The sequence below is a fragment of the Paenibacillus sp. FJAT-27812 genome (assembly GCF_001273905.1).
Classification (GTDB): Bacteria; Bacillota; Bacilli; order Paenibacillales; family Paenibacillaceae; genus Pristimantibacillus.
Genome location: NZ_LIGH01000001.1, coordinates 6,223,104 through 6,244,590 on the forward strand (window position 1 = coordinate 6,223,104; position 21,487 = coordinate 6,244,590).

Genomic DNA, 21,487 nt, shown 5'->3' on the forward strand with positions numbered 1-21,487 from the left:
CTCCCTTATAGCTTGCCTTCGCGGAGCAGCCGGCTGACAAGATCGCCGAACAAACTGTTCGCCCATGCGAACCAAGGGCGCGTATACTGCTCCGGATCGTTGACGTCAACACCTTCGTGCATAAAGGCCGTCCCTGCATCGATCGACAGCAGCGTCTCCAATAAGCGCTCCACTTCCGCCTCATCCGTGCTCGTGAGCGCCTGCTAGGGGTCCATGAGGATGCTTTGCATTTGCCGAGATATCAGCCCCTCGATGATGCGCCCAAGCTCGGCGTCTTCCTTCGACAGATGAAGGTAATGCTTCACCTATGCGCTGGAATCCCTAAGCCACATGTCTGGTATGTCTCCCGTAATAACGAAGGTTGTGCCATCGCATTGCAGCTTGGTCGTCGTGCTGAGTGTATTCGGGTAACACTGCTTATACATAGCGAGAAGCTTGGGGCGATGCCCCAGCCGATCTTCGGCCTCGGTTAGCCAGTTCTGTACCGATTGAGGTAGCTTCACTTCAAAGGGCTCCTTTCTACTTCAAGCTGGCTTCCGTATCGGCCGCAAGCTTCTGAATCGTCTCGTACGCCTTTTCCGGCGTCGTTTTGTTGAATATTACGCTTTGAATCGTATTGTTCATGTCACGGCCAAAATCATTGTAGCCCGGCGGCTGCGCCGTAAATGGTTGAGCGTTCTTCGCGATCTTCTCCAGCATCTGCTGCCCCAGCTTATCGGCATCGGTCAAGTCCGCCTCGATCGCAGCCATCACTTCATCGGATACCGGCGTGCCCCGCTCTGTTTTTAAAATTTTGCCGGCTTCCGGGTCATTCAGCAGCCAAAGGACAAACTTTTTCGATTCCTCGGCCTGCTTCGTGCCCGCACTTATCGACCAGTAGAACGTTGGCTTCAACCAGCCTCCGGCCTCCGCGCCTGAAGGGAATGCAGCCACGCCGAGCTTGCCTGGCAATAAGCTGTCATAGGCGGCGATCTGCGAGGAATGCGTGCCTTTCATTAGTACCGTGCCTTTCACAAGGGAATCGAACTGCGTGTCAAGCTCAACGTCCGAGATCGTTTGCTCTGCGGGAGCTACAACGCCGTCTTTGCGGATCTGGCTCCAAATGCCGGACCATTCCAGCCATGTATCCTTATCCATATTCAATTTGTTGTCAACATAGAAAGGACCTTTGCCTTTTGCATGCTGATAAGCCCGGTATTCTAACTCGCCTGCCGAAAAGTCTCTCGAGAGATAAATCCCGTCCGGTAATTTAGCGCGCGCATCGCGTGCCATTTCAAAGAAATCGTCCCAGGTCCAGCCTTCCTTCGGTTCCTCGATGCCATATTGCGCAAAGAGCGCCTTATTGTAAACGATGCCATAACTGTTTCTTCCTGCAGGAAGCGCTACTTGCTTGCCCTCTACGGTTCCCGTCTCCAATAGATTGGCGTCGAGCTTCGACAAATCCGCACCGCTCCAATCGAGCAATTGGCTGCGTGTGGCGTAGTCTCCTAGGTAGGAAGCATCCATTTGGAAAATGTCCGGCATATTCCGTGCTGCAGACAGCGTTGCGAGCTTGTCCCAATAGCCATCCCAGCCGGAGTACTCCGATACGATCTTCACGTTCGGGTTTTGCTCCTCATACAGGTCAATCGCTTTCAGCGTTGCATCGTGCCGTGTTTGCGAGCCCCACCACATGACTCTTAACGTAACCTGCTTGTCCCCCGTGTTTCCTGCTTCCCCGGCAGCATCTTCCTTTTTGCCGCCGCAAGCCGCCAGCGAAACCGTCAATGCTGCTGCCAGCATGACAGTCAACCACCTTTTGGTTTTCATCTTTTAAGCCCCTCCTTGGATGTTTAGGTTGATACACTCGAATGGTAACATAGCGCTAATTCGCTGGATATGAGGGGGATGTCCGATTATTTTCAATATTTGACGAAAAAGCGGAATTGTACGTTTCGAACAGCTGCGTCGGATTCATTCCCGTATATTTTTTAAATAATGTGCTGAAATAAGGCACGTTTTTGTAGCCAACCTTATCTGCGACTTCATAGATTAGATGTTTGCCTTCCATGATGAGCGCCTTCGCTTTCTCCATCCGCACCTTGGTCAAATAAGAATTAAAGGTGTCGTCCGTCGTTTTTTTGAAAATATGGCTCAAATAGCTGCGCGACATGCCAATCTCGTCTGCAATTTCGGTTAACGTCAGCTCCTTTTCATAATTTTCATGCACGTATTGAATGATAAATTCGACGGCCTGAAGATGCTTCACATTTGCGTTGGCATGGAATTGCTCGCCAATCTGCTGCAGCTTGCCAATAAGCCACATCTCCATCTCCTTGGCCGTGGTCAAAGCTTCGATGGCGGCATAATTCTCATCGTTGGTTTGACGTTGCTCTTGGTCGATGCCCGCCTGTGATAAAGCATGGGTGATAAGCCCCCAGAGCTCCGAGCAAAAGTGGCGGATATACGCGATAGGTATTTTGTTGATACCGTCCTGCTGGATGATGAAACGCTGTATAATGGCGATAGCTTGATCGATTTGCGCGTGCGCGACCGCCTCTGACAGCTCCTGGTACATTTTGAATGGATAGATGCCCTGCTTTAGCTCCTGATAAAGCTGATATTGCTCCTTGTCGAACGATTCTGGCAGAGCAAATACTTTATGTTCCTTGCTTAATCGGCGGTTTTTAAAATAGATCGCATTGAAAGCTTCCTCCGTCGAAGCGGCGATCTCGCGCCATTGGCACTTCATCCCGCCGATGCCTGCCACGATTTCGATTTTCAAGAAGGAATAGACTGCATGAGCGATTCGTTCCGCAAGCTTAATCGCCTTGGCTTCCGCTTCTGCTCCATCGCCTTCCCCGCTTACATGAAGAAGCAGCGCGCAATGGTGGCTGTAAAGCTCGACAAGCTCCGATTTTGGCCATCCTTCTGCTGCAATCTCCTCGATGATGTTGCTCAGCGCAAAGTAAAATAAATTATGGTCGACCATCGAAAGCTTGCTGATTCTCTCCGTTCGCACCATTTCAATGACGATAACAAGATGCCCCTTGTAATCCCAAGCGCTGAATTTCCGATTCACCTCTTCAATATCGCCAATGCCGGCGTCACGTGTACCAGTAACGACGTAATTCATCCACTTTCTTTGCACGTAGGGCTCATATACCATCAGCTTTTCCTTCAACCGCTCGTTCTGTTGCTGTTCATTCATGACCGTCTCGAGCTCAGCGATCGATTTTGACAATACTTCCTTCATCGTCGTTAATGAAATCGGCTTATTTAAATAATCATCAACCTGTAAGCGCAGCGCCTGCCTGGCATATTCAAAATCCGAATAGCCCGATAGCACGATAATTTTCCCTGCGAATTGTCGCTCGCGCAGCTGCTCGATCATGGCAAGCCCGTTCATAACCGGCATGTAAATATCGGTGATTACAATATCCGGCTGCTCAGCCATAATGAGCGCAAGGCCTGCTTGGCCGTCCTGGGCGTCTCCGACCACCTCTATGCCAAGCTCTTCCCATATGGCGATGCCCCGCATGATTTGTATGATTTTCCGTTCGTCTTCTATAATGACCGCTCTCCACATATCCGGTCCTCCTTTGAATATTGACTATCAGCGATAATAGTTCGCTCTATCCCGTTTGGGTATGAGGACGGTTACTGTAGCGCCTTCCCCGGGCAAGCTGACGACTTGAATGCCGTAAGGCGCCCCGAACAACGCTTCAATGCGCTCCTCTACATTGCGGATGCCATAGCCGCCCATCTTCTTCTGATGCTGCGGCATTTCGTCTTGATTTGGCCGGAAGCCGTTTCCGTTATCATGAACGACAAAGGCTATGCCTTCTTGATGCTCCGTTACCTGTATATGAACAGCTCCGCTTTGCCGACCGTGAAAGCCATGCATAACGGCATTTTCGACTATCGGCTGAAGCAGCACCTTAGGCATATAATAGGACTCGAGCGCTTCAGGCAATTCAATTGAAACGTCGAGTTTGAACGGCTCCATCCGAATTTGCTGAATCTGCAGGTAGCTTCCTATATAAGCAAGCTCCTCCCTTACCGTAACGATCGTATCTCCATTGGACAATCCGATGCGGAACATTTTGCCCACCAGCTCCAGCACTTCGCTGATTTTGGGTTGATTGGCTTCAATGGCCATCCAATTGATTTGATCCAGCGTATTGTACAGGAAATGAGGATTAATCATCGCCTGAAGCGCCTTGACATCCAATTCCTTCTGCTTGATATATTGCTTCTCCTGATGGGCATACAGCTCTGTAACCCGTTCGGTCAGAGCGTCGTAGCCTCGGAATAAAATGCCGAACTCATTCGTATAATCGCGCGGCATTTCAGATTTAAGCCTGTCGACCGAGAATCGGTCCATCCCCTGCTTCAGCGTCATGATTGGCTTCATAAACTGGCGGGAAAAAATTAGCGTGAAGAAGAAAGCGATCAGTATGGCCGCAACGCCGATTGCTCCCAGCGTTAACGCGATTCTGGAGCTGTCCTCGGTTATGTCCTTCATGGGGGTGAATTGGATAACCTGCCACTGTGCGTTTCGGTCTCCCGATTCAGTCACGAAATATGGCTCTCCGAGTTCGACCTTCCTGCCGTTTAAATAGCTTGGATGTGCAAATTCAGCTTGGAGCATGTCCCGCAGCCAGACGTTCTCCTCCTGATCGAAACCTGCATCCGTCATCATCTGATGGCCGTTACCAAGCAGCACTCGCTTAATTCCGCGGTTCTTATTGCTTTCATTAAGCAGCGTATCGCGCACCGCCTCCGGCTTCACGTCCAGCACAAGCACGCCGAGAAACTGATTCGTATCCGAATATATTTTTTGCGCAAAGCTGATCGCCTGCTTATTCTGTCCCCCGGCTGCGACCTCCCGTTCGCCGATCCATGCATAATCGCTTTGGCTCACGAGCGAATACCACGGCTCCTTCGGCAAATCGTCCATTTCCTCGAATCCAGCCGGCAGGCCGATCATCGGCAGCGGATCGTGCATATACACATGCACGGAACTGAGTACATCATTCCAGCTGTACACAATATTGGATAAATAATAGCCTAACTCTTGCTGCGCCAATTTTCTGCTGTAAACATCCGCTTGCTTGTTTCTCAAATAGTTAAGCAGCGCTTCGTTTCTCGTAATCGACAAAGCGACCTGCTCTACCGAGGTCATTTTCGCATCGATTCGCTTGCCAACCTCATCAAGCAGTTCCTGCTGATAGACAGACACCTGCTTGGACATGTAGGCGGCTGTTACTTGATAGCTCACAGCCATGAGGAGAACGAGAAACAGCACCAAAAAGCCCCCGAACGTGAGCATGTACAAGCTGCCCATACGATAGGTTTTGAACGGATTTCGCAACACGCAATAACGACCTCCCGCGCCGGCTTATACGGCTTTTAGCCTCTAGTTTGGAAAGACGACAAAATGGACAAAACGAATCGCTCTCTCCGCAAGCTTCATGACGGCAAAAGCATCATTCAGCTTACGGAAAGCGCGACTCCCTGTCCATTGCGCCTTTTCTAAGAATCTATTAAGTATTACCCTTTTAGGCCCGTCGTTGCAATTCCTTCAATAAATTGCTTCTGTGCCAAAAAGAACACGATTACCGAAGGAATGATCGACAGCAGCGACATCGAGAGCATTTGTCCCCATTCGACGCTCGACTGCGAATCCATAAACAAGCGAAGGGCAAGCCCTACCGTAAATTTCTCAACGCTGTTTATATAAAGCAGCTGCTGGAAAAAATCGTCCCATGTCCATAGAAAGGAATAGATGGCAACGGTGACAAGCGCCGGCTTAACGAGCGGCATGATGATGCGGAAATAAATGCCGAACGTCGTGCAGCCGTCAATTTTGGCCGATTCGTCGAGCTCCCGAGGAATGCTGCGAATGAATTGCACGAGCAGGAAGACGAAGAATCCGCCTCCTCCGAAGAAATGGGGCACAATAATCGGCAAATAGGTATTGATCCAATTCAAATCAAAAAACATGACATACTGCGGGATCACAATAACCTGTGAAGGAATCATCATCGTCAGCATAAGAAGCGCAAACCATAGCTTGCTGTACTTGAAGTTTACGCGGGCGAAGCCAAAGGCGACCAAGCTGGCCGATACGACGGAGCCCGCCACGCTGAACAGCTCGATAATAAATGAATTCGTGAAGAAACGGCTGAACGTATAGTCCGGAATGGCCGTCCACCCCTTCACGTAATTGCTCCACTGCGGATCGCTAGGAAAGATGCCCGGGAGGCTCATTTCCGCATTCGTTTTCAGAGAAGCGCCAAGCCACCATACAATTGGATAGATCATTACCGCGCAAACAAGAATTAGAATCAAATGCGTTGGAAGATGCCGAGCCTTCATCCGCTTTAAAGTACTCATCGTCATTTCCCTCCTTCGCTTTCATAGAACACCCAGTACTTTGAAATGGCAAAATTAATCGCGGTAGCCGCAGCAATGATTAACAGCAGCACCCAAGCAAGAGCGGAAGCATAGCCCATCTGGAAAGCGCCAAAGGCCTTCTCGTATAAATAAAGAGCGTACATATACGTCGATTTTAAAGGGCCACCTTTTGTGATGATGAAGGCTTGCGTGAACATTTGGAACGAGCCAATGAGGCCAAGGATCAGATTAAACAATATAACAGGCGAGAGCATCGTTAGCGTCACGCTGAAAAACTGCCTGACCTTGCTCGCTCCGTCCACCGCGGAGGCTTCATACAGCTCTTTAGGTATTTGCTTTAAGCCTGCCAGAAAGACAATCATCGCTGAGCCGAATTGCCAAGCCTGCAGCAGAACGAGCGTGCTGAGCGCCGTTTCCGGATTCGTCACCATACTCATGTTTTCAATGCCAAACAAAGCGAGTATCTTGCTGATGAAGCCTTCCGCTCCGAATATGTTTTTCCATAGAACAGCAACCGCGATGCTGCCGCCTATGAGCGAGGGCAAATACATAATCGTCCGATAAAAGGACATCCCTTTTATTTGCTTATTCAGTACGATTGCGACGAGCAGTGCGAACATAAGCTTAAGCGGAACCGCAAAAATGACATAAGTAAACGTAATGCCAAGCGATTTCGAGAAATTGGGATCTGCCGTAAACATCCTCTTATAATTGTCCGTTCCGACCCAGCTTCCCGGCTCCAGCAGCGAATAATCAGTAAACGAAAAGTATAACGATTGAAGAGCCGGATATAGCGTTAACAAAAAAAATCCGAATAGAAACGGGGATATAAATAAATAGCCCGTTAAATTCGCATAAGACTTCATGGCTGCACCTCTTTTTCTCATATTGTCTGACCAACCTCGGTTACTGTCATTATAGAGGCTGGCCAACAACGCTTAAATGAGAGAGACGTGCGATTTCTTTCAATTTCGGACGAATTAATAATGAAAATAAAACAAGACTGTCATCTCGACAGTCTTGTCATGGTGATTGACTTGCTGGTCTTCAGCTTCCAGAAATTGCTTCATATTGAAATTCTACGATACAAAGAACTTTTAATCAATATATCATGTTTATTATATCAACATGTCAATATGTTATCTATATCTTTTAAGTGTATAATTACATGCAAAAAAGGGACGAATCTAGAGCCGTCATTACGGCTCGTGGAATCGTCCCTTGAAACATTTTGACGTTAAATCGATATGGTTGAATTCCCTTGAACAATCTCATGCACCACAATGTTGTTTAATTCCGTAACCTCATTATTCAATCGACGCAATAATAATTCTACCGCTTTCCTGCCTGTATCACGCTCGTTCTGGCGAACATGGGTAAACAAATAATCGCCAAAAGGCTGACTAGGAGAGTCGAAGCAAACAATTTGATAATCTTCCGGAATCCTTTTTCCTAAAGACAGCAGCACTTCACGTAAAATGAGAGCGAGGTTGTATTCAGAAACTACATACGCGTTAAGGTCCTTATTGATGTCCACGAAATGACGTACCGTCTCTATATCATACTGTACTCTGATCGTTTCAAACGATTGCGGCAAAGTGCTGTAGAGATTCGTCATGATATGCTCAGGTTTAGGCGTAATTCCTTGCTGCATGCAGGCGTCGCTGAAACCCAATATCCGATCTTCAATTGTCGTCGTATTGTCGGCTGGCGTGGATAAGAAACCGACATGCCGCCCCTCTTGCCGCAGCAATATGTTTGTCAGGTCATACGCTGCCTTCCTGTTGTCTGTATACACTGCGCTTGCGGCGATTCCCTTCAAATATCTATCTACTAATACGATCGGGAAGCCGTTTAATACTAATCTAAGCAATTCGGAATTGTAGTGCTCGCCGTGGCCTGGAAATACGATAATACCATCAACACCAAGCTTAACGAAGGTACGGATTGCAGCTTCCTCTTCCTCACGGTTGTCATAAGTCAGCTTCATCATCATCACGCAGCCGTTTATTGCGCATTGTTCCTCTATGCCCCTTATTAGATCAGCACCGAATGCATCGCCAAAATCGGGAAGGATCACACCGAAAATGCGCCCATCCTCATTTACCGGCTCCGCTTCACCGCTTTCCATCTGCTTCTGCAGCTTCGTTTCGTTCAGGTCAGGCAATACCTCCGCTACGAAGGAGCCCTTTCCTTGTATTCTCTCAATTAATTTATATTGCGAGAGCATCTCCAATGCCTTCTTCGAAGTAATTCGGCTTACGTTAAAGTGGGCGGCCAATTCTTTTTCCGATGGAACACGCTCACCTTTCTTCAGTTCGCCATCATTGATCTTTTGGAAAATATAGTTAAAAATTTGCTCGTATAAAGGATTTTCCATAAGGCTACCTACCTTGTCATAGTATCTTGATATATCAACTATACATCTTTATTATCACGACATCAATATATGAAAAGGCGAAATGGGGCAACAGCTTTGCTATTGCCCCTCTACGTCAGTAACCATTATTTCGAATCTAACCTTTCTATTTTTGCAGCTGCCTCTATTAGGAATACACCGCTCAATTGCACGGATATGTCCAGAGGCTCTTGATGGGGTTTATCCCAAGCAGTGCCAAACAAGCCAACTTCATTTGTACTGCCTCTCGACAGCAGCGTATCCGCATTATGAAGGATCATTTCTTTGATTAGGATGCTTTCGTTGATTTCATACAGATTGATTAAATAACGGATAAAAATGCCTTTGAATAACCCGCCGTCTCCCGTTCCTTCTTCCTTCATCATTCCGGACTCGGCATCCGTATGATATTTCATAGCAGAGACGGCGGTTTTCTCTGCATCTGCCAAATAACCTTTGTCATTTGTAATCTTATATAGCTCTACAGCCGCTCCTAGATAAGTGCCTTGGTTATATGTAAATATCCATTTCTTATTGACGTTCAGATCACCATTGCTCTCCAGCTTAAGGCCATCATACACAAGGCCGCTTTCGGGATCAACCAAATGTCGCTTTTCCCAATGATATATTTTTTGGGCCCATTCAAGATCTTCCTCATCGCCAAAATACGCATACATCCTTGCTGCCAAAATGGCTGCAGGCCCGTTGGAGCATGCATTTCGACTCTCTCGTTGATCCTTTTTCCATGCCATGCCACCGAGCTCATCTTCCCACCAAGCTGTCTTAATATCTTTCCAGAGTTTTAATACAAAGCTTTTGACCGTCTCGCTTTTGGTTGCATCATAAAGTCTGAGCGCTGCAAGAGCTAGCCACTCCATATCATCATAAAACTCATTGAACAGCGACCCGTTTTTCTTGATGATACTTTTGACGATCCCTTCTGCCATGTCCGTATAGGCAGCATCACCCGTTCTTTCATACCCATCCATCATGGCATCTACAGCGTGAGCCTTCCACCAGTAGTTCAGGTTTTCTTCACGTTCTTTGCTGTATGGATAAGCATTGTTCATCAACTTTCCATTCTTATCCCAATAATGCTTGATGAGCATTTCCTCTGCCCATTCCGCTTTATGATTATAATTTTCCACAAGCTCCTCTTTTCCGCTGCAGCCTGTCAAGAAAAAGCTACCGACAAGCAGCAAGCACATACTTTTCATAAAGTTCACTTCATCCGTCCCTTCTTCTTGCAACGTTCCGATTGTTAGCCTACAATTCCACTATGTTCAATGCCCTCTACGAGATATTTTTGGGCAAACAGATACACAATAATTAATGGAATGACAACTAATAACGACATCGTGTTCGTTAAAGTAGCAGTCAAAGGTTGACCTTGTTTTAGCCCTATGGTGGCGCCCTCCATCATCAAGCCTTCAAAACCGACAAGCAGCGAATTGGATAAGAGCTTGATTTGACTAAAGAACATGGAAGAATAGAAGCTATCCGTCCACTGCCATGAGAAGGAGAATACAAAGATTGTAATCATCATGGAAAACGAAAGCGGAAGAATAATCATGCTGAACGTCCGAAACAAGCCAGAGCCGTCCACGTACGCCGCTTCCTCTAATTCCTTCGGTATTCCTTTAAAATATTGCCGCATAATCAAAATATACAGTCCGTTTTTAAATCCAAAACCAATCATCGATAGAATCGCCATCGGCCACATGGAATCCATAAGCCTGACAGTCCCCCCCGTAAAGGTAGACAGCAGACCGAATAAATCAAAAAAGCTGAACTTCATATATAGCGATATCATGTACGTTTGCGGCGGAATCAGAATGGTAAGCACCACCAGAGAAAATACGATGCCTTTTCCTTTGAAATTAAAACGCGCAAGCCCATATCCGACCATCGTACAAACCAGCATTTGAATCATTCCGCTTAGAAAAGAAATACCGAACGTATTCGACAGCCCTTTAAAAAAGGACGTATATTCGATTACCGTTTTGTAATTAAACCATGTAAACTGCCTTGGGATAAAACGTACCGTACCATCTATTAAATCCTGCGGGCTCATAAAACTATTAGACAGCTTTACGAGCAGCGGATACAAGATAAGAAACGCCAGCCCAATGAGAAGCAAATAGCGAATAATCGACCAGAACAAGCCATTTACTGCATGCAGATTTAAATATTTAGCCCGCATATCCATCACTCCCTATTCTGATAAAAAACGAATCTGCTGACGAAAAATCCAATGACGACAAGGAATATCGCTGCCACCAAAAAATAAATCCAAGCCATTGCTGAAGCAGTGCCATACTGGCCAAGCTTCATCGCATTTGAAATGCTATGCATGATTTGGTTTTTGCTTCCTGTAAAGGAGTCGATAATCGAGTAAATAATATTAACCAAAATTAACGGACTGATGAGCGGAAATGTGATCTTCCAAAAGCACTCCCAAGCCGAACAGCCTTCGATTTTGGCAGATTCATAGATAGACGATGAGATCGCCTGAAGCCCCGCCAAAAAAATGAGAATTTGCACGCCTGAACTATTAATTACGGCAAATATGTTTTCAGCAGCTCCAACGGTAATATTCACGAGCGCCGGACTGAAATCGAGCATTTGGAACATATATTTTTTTAGCTCAAGATTGCTGAACATTCCGCCTGACGATTCGTTGACGATCGAAGCGCCGGTATCAAGCCCCGGAATGCTCTGATAGGCGTTCATTATCGAATTGCTTAAATCCGCTTTATCGATGATTCCAGTAGCCAAAATGACGGGTACGAAAAAAATCGCTCTAAAGATCCCTCGACCCTTCATTTTCATATTCAACAAAACGGCAATAAACAGGCTGTACATGACGATAATCGGAATATCGAATAACATGTTCTGAACAGCGCCGTAAAGCTGTTTGTTAAAGTTAGGGTCCACTCTTAAAACCTGATGATAGTTATCCAATCCGATGAATTTTGCCGAAAATCCACCTTGAGTTAAAAGATTCACATCCATAAAGCTAAATCGCAACGAATCAATGAATATACCCAGAAACAGTAGGAGAAATCCGAGTACGAAAGGGCTGACAAAGACCCACCCCATCAGATCCCTCTTCTGCGTCACGGTTAGCCTAAACCTTTCTTTTTTGTTTATGGCTGCAGACAATTTGTTCATTGCCGGTGATCCTCCTCGCTTGGTTTACGGATTAACGACCGCGTAACCCATTCCATCTACTGCGGTTCCCTCAACCTCAATTGCTTTATCGCTGTAATTAACAATAATCGCCGTACCATTTTCATAAGTTGTTTTGTAGACATCTTCGCCAAGCTGTTGATGGTTAACGATCGCCTGATCCTGAACATTTTTCAATACGTTGTTCATTTCTGCATAGATGGCTGCAGCGTTCTCCTCCCAATCATCGAATTGGGAAGCGTATAGATCATCGAATAAGGATGCATCTTTCAGAAGGCTGTTTTCTCCGTAATTCAATTTAAAATAAACGCCGCTGCCATATTCCAGTGCTTTTAAAACGGCCGGACGCAGCTCGCTCGCCAAGTTCAAAGCTTCGCTGGCATACCCAATGTAGCCATGCAGCGCGATTTGAATAAAAGGCACCTGCTCATCTGCTATCGAGAAGGAGCTGTCTTGATCAGGCAAATTCAAAATATGATTGACATAAGGAAAGGTGTACGCATTTCCATCGTCTGTAATCATGTCCTCATAATCCTTTTTCGCTTTGGTTAAAACGTCTGTCATTATTTTTCTCGAGTCCTGCCGATTGATTTGATCGCGGTTTTTAAAATTGGAATTCAGGCTCTCTCCCACCGTTGATAGGGATAGCGATTTTAATCCAAGCGAGTTATAGTCTTTGGCAAATTTGTTGAAGTATCCAGGAATCTTCTCCGGATTAATTCCCCATACGCTGCTTTCATACTCCAACGTAGCTACGTTAAACAGACCTTTGTAGCTTGTTTTCTGAAACAAGGAGCGAATGCTATCCTTTTGCGGCTTAAAGCCATCAAAGGCTTTATTAGAAGAAACATAAAGAAGATCCACATCCGGGAACAACTGCGCCCCCAGCTTCTCTGCTTTCTCTGCCAGTTTCCGCAGTCCCTTCGCACCGCCGAGCACGGACTCTACCTTCATTTTTGTAGGCGCTGTATGGCTCATGCCCCCGTTATACCAACCGGTATAACGAAACTTAATGTTTTCGATACCGCTTTGAGAAAGTTTATCCAGCATCAGCCCTGCTTGATCAAAGGAAGTGACAGCCACTTGGCTGCGAACAGGAATCCCCAGCTTCCGCACCATCTTATCGACAGATCCCATTGTGTCCAAGTAAAATGGTATATTCTCATCTACACTTACTTTGCTCAAGCTTCCTTTATCAACGAGATACTGTCGATATGCCTTTGCCATCCCTACGTAATTCGCGTCATCTCCAGTAAGGAAGAAGTACTTCATGACGATGTTTCCGCCGTATGCATTTTTCTCGTAAATAATCCAAGGCGCCTGCTCAAAAGCATCTTTTGCTATAAAAGAGTCTTTATTTCGAATCGTGAAGTTAGCGTAAGCCGTGTTATAGGAATGATTGATACCGCCCATAACTCCGTTAATATCCGCTATCGCATCTCCCTCTTCAATAACGGAGAACAATGCTGCTCCATCCTTTTTGATGCCAAACACGGGCACTCGAAACTCTTGTTTGTAGCTGCCTCTTGGCGACTGCGTTAAGGCATAATCCGGTCCGTACATTTTACCCGTCGTCAATAACGTGTTTTTGCTCGCATCGTTATTGAAATTCAGGAGCGTCCCCGAGCCGTCAGGAAGAAGGATATAACCCTCCTCGCCGGTTTGCCCGGCGCCGAAATAATTCAGCACAGAAAGCTTTACAAGATTGAAGCGAGATTTATCGTATTCAATGTCCCCATTATAAAGAGTGACCGTTAAGCCGCTGTCCGCAAGCATGTAATCAAGGCTCATTTTAAAATAAGGAAATACGGAATCATCTCCGTTGTATCCGACCTCCGCGTAGTCCTCCTCCTGCTTCTCGTACGTATAGCCCGCCTCTTTAACGTAGTTTTCCAATACCTTTTTGTCCCGCTCCTTTACGGAGGTTTTCAATACATAAATATCTTCCTTCTCCAAAATAGGATATTTCGCAAGCAGCTCCTGACCCTTACTTCCTTCCACATCGGCACGACCGTAGAGGATATAGTAGGCTAATAGCTTCTTCTTATCCCGTTCGGCTTCCATATGATCAAGAACATTTTGCTCAAAGCTGGACTTTGTAATTTGACGCGGCAGCAGCATTCGCTGCTCCTCGCGGCCTATTACCATGTCTACCCTTATGCCGTTATCGATCTTCCCCCAGCTCACTTGATCCAGCTTCATGGCATGGGTGTAGCTATTCATTTCCAAGTCGCCTTCTTTGCCTTGAACGTTGTAGACAAGCTTAACCTGCGACATCAGCTCCTGCTTCATCGCATCGCTCGCTTTCGAGTCTTCAAGTGCACTTGGCGGGTTGGAATAAAATTTACTTCCTGTAGCTTTATCTTCGACCGCCACGCCGCCTGATTCATTATCGAAGTACAGCAGGAGGCGATCATTCTCAGCAGCAGGAACCAAGCCGCCATCCTTTACTGCTTTTTTCATGTTAGGCGAGCTGACTTTTTCTGTTTTTGTTGATTCAACCGCTTCCGCCGTTATCCCGTTTGTCGGTACCCCCAGCGTAAGGGCAACCATTAAAAGTAATAGCCTAGAGATGATCCCCTTGGCATTCATATAGCTGACCTCCTATCCACCATCTTGTTCTACAACCGAAACGTAATTTCATTGATGATCGTTGTAATAAAGGAATTCATATTTTGCAAGATGTTAATGAACAGCACCGTAAGGAAAGCAATGAACCCCATCCCCACTATCGAGATAGCAGAGGTATAGAGATTTTTGAAGGGACTGTAATCATTGGTCACCAATACGCCTATAAATATGAGCCCGAGAGACCAGCCTAACGCTAAAGTTGTAAGAAAGGTAATAAACTGCTGCTCTTCCAAAACAACGATGTTGCTAAATAGTGTGATGGGAACCGTGATCAACACCACGGGCATTAACGAATAGGAAGACGCGATAAAAATATCTTTTAGACTGCCTTCACCATCCATCAATGTCGTGAGACCCCAGTTTGCACAGCACCATAATCCAAATGGAATAAGGACGCTAAGGAACGTATCGTAAAGCTCAATTACACGCCAGTCGGAAGGGTACAATATGTATCCGCCTGCCAGCTGCTTAAAGATGTCTACAGCCATAACGGCTGCAACGATAATAACAGCGGCACGAATACTGCCTCGCTTCTCATGCTTCAAATCCCAAAACCCGTCAAAAGGATGGAACATCACATGGAAGGAATACAGCAGCTCTTCCCATAGCGTTCGCTTGCCCGGCTTTCTCCAGCCAGCAGCGTTGACCTTCTTTGCATATTTGAAAAATCTGTACAATAGCCACAGAATGGCTGCTGCCGCTATCGGAATGAGAATAATAAATTTGCTTACTATTTCCTTCCGATACTCCGCAAAAGCTTTGAAATAATGATCCCAATCATTTGCGAGCTTGTAATTGTGCATCGCTTCCTTGTACTCTTCTTTGCGCATATTAGACTGCGCAACGCCGGAATAAGCCATCTCCAGCGTCGGATTCATCTTCAAAACCCGCTGCCAAGCTGCGATTGATTCATCGTAATTCCGATTCTTTCTATGATGAATCGCCGCTGCAATGTTATCGCCATATTCCGTTCGTCTGTAGACGGTCAGCTTGCTTGAATCCTTATCCAGAACGAGAAGATTATCGCTTTGGTAAGCCAGCGCGGAAGCACTTTGGAAAACGCCGTTCTGGGTTCCGTACCCTCCAAATACATAAAGAAGATTGCCATTATCATCATAAGTAAAAATCTTATTTTGCGAGGAATCGAGCGTACTGTATGCCCCGTCCTCTGCCAAAGCTACATCAATAAAACGAGAAACCTTATCTGAAGTTTGAATATCACCAGCAGGCGGGAAGGCTCCATTTCGTTTCAAAACATCGATGCCTGTATGGTTCAGCCGCTTAATTGGTGCATGCTTACTTGATTTATCTCGGTTAATGAGCGCGCCGTATTGGTTTCTGGCATGAATCGCACTACTCGTAACATAGGCGAAACCGAGTTCATCGATCGTAATATTGTTATACTCGGTCGGTACGCTTTTGGCTGTGCGGCTCTTTTGCTCCTTCGTCGTCAACAGCTTCCAGAACAAATCAGACACCTTGGGCACTACCTTCTCAGCGCCTACGAAACCTTCGAATCCGCCGTCAGCATTCAAGGCTATGACACCCATGTTCGTGCTCTTCGAAATGACGTAGATGAGACCGGACGGATCTACACCAATAGCCGAAGGCTCATAGATAAAACCGGCTGGAAAGACATCCGAATCCGGAGCCTTCAAAATGTTCTCCAGGCTTCCATCCTGATGAAGCACAACAATTCTAGCGTTTTTGGAGTCGGCAACGTAAATCAGCCCCTCCTCTGACACAAAAATGCCCATCGGCGTGTTGAATTGGTCCTTAGTAACGCCATCCTCATGGACGAACTCCGTGATTTCTCGTTTTATTCGAAACTGTTCGTCCAGAATGATAATTCTGTTCGATCCGGTATCCGCTATATAAACTGAGTTATTATCGTCTACAAACAAATCCAGAGGTTGATTCAGCCCTTTATCCGTGATCCCCATATCCTTGGCGCTTAACACCTTGTCAGGCACATAAGCGTCAGGAGAAACGAGATACTCCCCATCATAATCATAAAAATAGGTTTTATATGGAACCATGGCGGAAGCTGATTCAATACCATAGCCGCACAACAATAATAGTGCGGCAAAAAACAAGATCCACTCTTTTCTAACCACCGCATTCTTCCCCTTCCATGCCTATTCTTTCATGCCTGATGCAGACATGGTCTCTATAATCTTCGACTGAGAGATGATAAACACGATGATAGGCACAATCATCATCAGCACCGCTGCAGCCGATCCTGTCCCTGTACGAGCAATTCCGCCGGCTAAGATTTGGGACAAAGCATAGTTCAAGGTTTTTAGTTCCTCGCTTTGGATGAAGTGATTCGCACCGATTCCCCATAAACCTTGCATTGAAAAGATGATTAGAGTCAGCCAAGCAGGCTTTACCATAGGCATAACGATGGTCCAGAAAATTTTCCATTCGCTGGCCCCGTCAATGCGAGCCGACTCCAATATGGCATCGGGGATCATCTGATCCATAAATTGTTTCATTAAATACAATCCTAGTGAGGATGCGAAGGCCGGAACAATAATAGACTGATAGGAATCAATCCAGCCTAAGGAAGAAATAATAATAAAGTTCGGTATTTGGGTCACGACACCGCTAAACATAAGCGAGAGTACAACAGTGCTGAACATAATGCCTTTGCCCGGAAACTTATGTTTGGATAGGACATAGGCACATAAGGAAGCGATTACCACATGACCTGCCGTACCCACTGCTGTTATAAATACCGTGTTAAATATATACCGACTGAATGGCACCCACGAGTCGCTCATTACGGCGAGCAAATCTCTGAAGTTATCTAATGTGGGGTTATTAACGAGAAACCTAGGAGGGAAAAACCAAATTTCCTCCAGCGGTTTAATGGAATTAGAGATCGCATAAACGAGTGGCAGCATCATAAAAATGCCAAACAGCAGCAAAAACAAATAGATGCCAAAGTCTGCGAAAAAGGAACGTTTAATGCCGCTCTTGCTTCGATGAAGCTTGATCTGAATCACTTCATTCACCTACCTTTGCCAGAAGCATTTGCACAATCTTATTCGCTCCGATCATGATGATAAACAGAATGGTAGCTATAGCAGAGGCATAACCCATTTCATAACGAATGGCGCCATAGTCCTCCAAATGGTTAACGATGGTATGTGTTGCATAGCTGTTGCTCGGCATGCCGCACAATGCGGTAACAATTGCACCAGTTCCGAATGCCCCGGTAATGCTCATTACTGCTCCGAACATGAGCTGCGGCTTCATTGAAGGCAAGGTTACGTACCATAGCTCCTGCCACCGATTTCTAACCCCGTCCATAGCCGCCGCTTCATAAAGCGTACGATCGATCCCCTGCAATCCAGCGATAAAAGAGAGGAAGCTCGTTCCAACACTGGTCCATAAAGCAACGATAACGACGAGTGTCATCATATATTTCGGATTCTCGAACCATAGAATTGGTGAAGAAATCACATTGTAGCGCAGCAGAATGGCATTGGCATAACCATAAGCGTCCTTGTTGAAGAAGATGCCCCAAACCAAATAAATGTTTCCTGATATGGATGGCGCGTAAAAAATCAAGGTTAAGATCGTTCTCAGCGACTTTGGCAGCTCATTAATAAGCCATGCGAACACGAGACACATGATGTAGCCGATCGGCCCCACCATCACAGCGAGCAGGAACGTATTTCCGATAGCCTTAATGAAAATATCATCGCCTAGAAACAGCCTAATATAATTGTCCATGCCAACGAAGATAGGCGCTTCCAACAGGTTAAAAGAGAAAAAACCTAAAATTAATGAAATAATGACGGGCAAAGCCGTAAAAGCAAAAAACAAGATCATATATGGAGCAGCAAAGAGGTAGGAAACTTTATTCTTTTTAATCGATTTCCATCCGCGCTCCAATCTTCGCCCGATATGCTTGCCCTGCCTCTTAGGGTCAACAGTTCCTGATATCACCAAATCTCTACTCATGAATGGGGTCCTCCTGAATCAGTAAAGTCGCAAGGCATGATCATTCCAATTTGAACTCCCGCCTTTTTCGCGTTATTTCATTATTAACTTCTTTCACATAGTCCAGAAGAGATTCAGGATCTCCATTGTTATAAGCTGCAGCGGCGGCGAATCCGATGTTGCGAGTCACATAGTAGCCTCCCGGAACCTCCGGCGTACCTGTAGCAAATGACCACTGCGTCATCAAATGGTCATACTCGGTTTTTGTCCAAGGCATATTTGCAAGCGCCTCCATATTTGCGGTCGCTTGTTTGGCTGCCTTGCCGAGAATAGCCTCCATTTCCATTCCGAATCTGGACTGCGTCTCCACACTCGTCCACCACTCCATAAAGCGCCACGCGTCGTCTTTCTTCTTAGCGCCCTTAAGCATCATGATCGCTGTTCCCGTAGCAGGCGTCGCCCGATTCAACTGTCCGTCCTCCATAACAGTTCCCGGAAGCGGAGCAAACTCCCACAGCCCTTTTATTTCAGGAGCAAACGCGATTAATTGGTTATATGTCGTAAAATCTGCGATGCCGATCGGCATTTCACCCGTCCGAAAGCGGTTGCTGAAATCATAGTCCCTCGGAAACTTATAGGTCGTAAACAGCTCCGTCTGCTTCTGGAAAGCCTCGATGGTCAAATCCTCTTCCAGCGTCGAGCGGCTTCGTTCCTTGTTGTACAGCTCGCCATTTTTTTGATACAAAAAGATTTGCAATCCCGTAATATCCGCCGGAAAACCGATTTGCATATTTTGTTTCTGTATCTCAGGTATCAATCGATAAAATTCATCCCACGTCTCGGGAGCCTTAAGCCCCATATCATGCAAAATATCTTTTCGGTAAAACATCATAGGGAACGATTGCGTTTCCGGCAAAGCGTACGCTTTCCCATCTAATTCAAAGGGAACTAGTGCACTGGGATGGAATCTGGAGGCAGTGTCTCCATAGTTCGGCATGTCTTTGATGTTCTCCACTGCGTTTCTTAGTGCATATTGGATCGGATCGGCTGCCAGATTTCCCATCGCAACATCCGGACCCGTACCTGCCAAAACCGATGGCAAAAGCGTTCCTTCCGTTACCAGCTTTAGCTTTACGTTAATGTTAGATTCCGGCGTAAACGTATCATTAATCATTTCTCTGATGATTTGCGATTGATCCCGTCCGGACGTCAGCCATACTTCCAGCGGCTCTCCTTTTGTCTCGCCTTCCGTATTCAAGGCATTGTAATCCACAAAGAAGGAGATCGAAAAAGACTTCGTTTCAAAAATCATTTTTTTGAAAAAGGATGCATCTGCCTTTGGCAGCTTCTTGGATACAGGCATTACGCTAAAATAATCTACCGTTAAAGGCTGCTCGCCTACAGTCAAAATCCAAGTTCCAAGCGCGCCCACATTTTCCTTAAACGGTGTGAACGTCTTCGCAATATTAGCTTCCGGATTTTTAACCATTTGCTCCAGCTGGAAGGCGACTTTATCAAGCAGAACCATGTTTTCGCCTTTTTGACCGACCAGCGCCTCCATATCAGCCGATACCTCTCTAAGTATCGCAGCATGCTTCTTCATTGCAGCTATCGCTTCCGGTATTAATTTTTCAAAACCGTAATCACGATACAAATCCGGCTCAGCACCGGTTATCATAAGAATTTGCCGATATACGGCATTCAGTTCAAACAAGCTGTCATCGACCCTGTTCAGCACATCTGCCAAGTCGCCTAGCGTGACTTCCATCGCAAGCTCATGCTCACCCGGTTCAAGGTAAAAAGAAAATGGCTGATCGTCATCCCCAAAAGCTTTTACTTGCCAATTGTTTCCGTACTTAAATTTCACAGCTTTCGCTTCTTGAAACGGTACGGCCCCATCCAGCAAAATTTTACGGTTGACATACATGCCGGCTAATTTGTTTTGCTTGAATCTAGTCGCAATCTTGTATAAGCCAGCTTCCTCTACCGTGAACCGGTAGCTGATCCACTGTCCTGGCATTTTCCATTTATCGCCGCCTATGCTGTTCAAGCGGAGCTTGGATGGATCCTGCGGTTCCGTAATAGCCGATGACCGATCTGAAACGGGGTACAGCGTATTATCCGATTTCTCATAGCTATTTTCCGCTTGAACCTTAATCGTTTTAGCGTCCGCTTCCTTGTAGCCTTTCGCTTCATAACCCGCTTTTACCTCATCATAGGTTTGAAGCTCCTCCGCTTTATAAATACGGACGGTATTTAAAACCACTGATTCCCTCACCGATTCGAATCCAATGGTATGCTTGCCTTTTTCCAAATAAAACATTAATGGATCGTTATAATAGCCAAGTAAATCCTGTAATAGCACCGTTCTCCATCTAGGCGCTTCCGTCTGTTTCGGCCTAATGTCATTTCCCTTTTTGTCCTGAGTGATCGCACTCTTGTCCTTCCAAACCCGAGATAAATTTATGTATTTCGCTTCGTTATATGGAACTTTACCATCAATCGATATCATTCTTTCAATTGAATTGCCTTTTCCATCTATCGGGTAATAAAGCAATTCGATATTGTACATCCCGCTCTCTGGAACGTTTATTTCCCATTCGATCTTCCCGCTTTCACCCGTCAGAACAGATTTACCTACCATTCCTTCAAAATTATCGAGGGTTTTCAAGTCTCCCTCAGCATTCGAATACGTATTCGCCATAATCGCAATATCTGCTTTTCCAGCTTTTTTATCGGCATGTTGCTCGAGATAGGCGCGGTAGCTTTGCAGCTTAATTAAGTTATCATCCTTGCTTGCGAAGGCCGCGTGCGGCCATATAATCACCAACAAACATAATGCAATTGCTGCCACTAATCGTTTCGCTATTTTATTGTTCATACACGTTCAACTCGCACCGTCATATTTGT

At 45.9% G+C, this 21,487-nt stretch carries 14 protein-coding genes and 2 pseudogenes; all 16 read right to left on the reverse strand.

The genetic code is table 11. The features are described from left to right. Positions 1-5: 5 nt before the first annotated feature. Positions 6-191: pseudogene (locus ADU23_RS32410) on the reverse strand (glycoside hydrolase family 125 protein); the annotation flags it as partial. A gap of 15 nt (positions 192-206) precedes the next feature. Beyond that, positions 207-503, reverse strand: a pseudogene (locus ADU23_RS32415) (glycoside hydrolase family 125 protein); the annotation flags it as partial. Positions 504-519: 16 nt separating this feature from the next. Beyond that, positions 520-1,809, reverse strand: a complete 1,290-nt coding sequence (locus ADU23_RS26600) for an ABC transporter substrate-binding protein (RefSeq protein WP_053376519.1) — start codon at positions 1,807-1,809, stop codon at positions 520-522. Between the two features lie 55 nt (positions 1,810-1,864). Then, complete coding sequence (locus tag ADU23_RS26605) at positions 1,865-3,568, reverse strand: response regulator (RefSeq protein ID WP_053376520.1); 1,704 nt, start codon at positions 3,566-3,568, stop codon at positions 1,865-1,867. Between the two features lie 27 nt (positions 3,569-3,595). Beyond that, on the reverse strand, positions 3,596-5,359 hold the full coding sequence (locus ADU23_RS26610) for a cache domain-containing sensor histidine kinase (protein ID WP_053376521.1): 1,764 nt from the start codon (positions 5,357-5,359) through the stop codon (positions 3,596-3,598). Between the two features lie 176 nt (positions 5,360-5,535). Continuing rightward, positions 5,536-6,381: a carbohydrate ABC transporter permease gene (locus ADU23_RS26615; protein WP_231637539.1), complete on the reverse strand. Its 846-nt coding sequence runs from the start codon at positions 6,379-6,381 to the stop codon at positions 5,536-5,538. Between the two features lie 2 nt (positions 6,382-6,383). Continuing rightward, positions 6,384-7,268: a carbohydrate ABC transporter permease gene (locus ADU23_RS26620; RefSeq protein ID WP_082311215.1), complete on the reverse strand. Its 885-nt coding sequence runs from the start codon at positions 7,266-7,268 to the stop codon at positions 6,384-6,386. Between the two features lie 371 nt (positions 7,269-7,639). Further along, on the reverse strand, positions 7,640-8,782 hold the full coding sequence (locus ADU23_RS26625) for a GntR family transcriptional regulator (RefSeq protein WP_053376523.1): 1,143 nt from the start codon (positions 8,780-8,782) through the stop codon (positions 7,640-7,642). A gap of 125 nt (positions 8,783-8,907) precedes the next feature. Then, on the reverse strand, positions 8,908-10,017 hold the full coding sequence (locus ADU23_RS26630; RefSeq protein ID WP_231637647.1) for a glycoside hydrolase family 76 protein: 1,110 nt from the start codon (positions 10,015-10,017) through the stop codon (positions 8,908-8,910). A 44-nt stretch (positions 10,018-10,061) separates the two neighbouring features. After that, positions 10,062-11,003, reverse strand: coding sequence for a carbohydrate ABC transporter permease (locus ADU23_RS26635; RefSeq protein WP_053376525.1), 942 nt, complete (start codon positions 11,001-11,003; stop codon positions 10,062-10,064). A gap of 5 nt (positions 11,004-11,008) precedes the next feature. After that, the gene (locus ADU23_RS26640; RefSeq protein WP_053376526.1) at positions 11,009-11,974 is read right to left on the reverse strand and encodes a carbohydrate ABC transporter permease; all 966 of its coding nucleotides are present in this window, start codon (positions 11,972-11,974) and stop codon (positions 11,009-11,011) included. A gap of 24 nt (positions 11,975-11,998) precedes the next feature. Next, positions 11,999-14,584: a DUF5696 domain-containing protein gene (locus ADU23_RS26645; protein ID WP_053376527.1), complete on the reverse strand. Its 2,586-nt coding sequence runs from the start codon at positions 14,582-14,584 to the stop codon at positions 11,999-12,001. Positions 14,585-14,613: 29 nt separating this feature from the next. Then, a complete protein-coding gene (locus ADU23_RS26650) occupies positions 14,614-16,740 on the reverse strand; it encodes a YIP1 family protein (RefSeq protein ID WP_053376528.1) in 2,127 nt (708 codons plus the stop codon). Positions 16,741-16,761: 21 nt separating this feature from the next. Next, positions 16,762-17,634: a carbohydrate ABC transporter permease gene (locus ADU23_RS26655; protein ID WP_442950629.1), complete on the reverse strand. Its 873-nt coding sequence runs from the start codon at positions 17,632-17,634 to the stop codon at positions 16,762-16,764. 1 nt (position 17,635) lies between these two features. Continuing rightward, a complete protein-coding gene (locus ADU23_RS26660) occupies positions 17,636-18,598 on the reverse strand; it encodes a carbohydrate ABC transporter permease (protein WP_053376530.1) in 963 nt (320 codons plus the stop codon). Positions 18,599-18,638: 40 nt separating this feature from the next. Then, positions 18,639-21,458, reverse strand: coding sequence for an extracellular solute-binding protein (locus ADU23_RS26665; RefSeq protein ID WP_053376531.1), 2,820 nt, complete (start codon positions 21,456-21,458; stop codon positions 18,639-18,641). Positions 21,459-21,487: the final 29 nt, after the last annotated feature.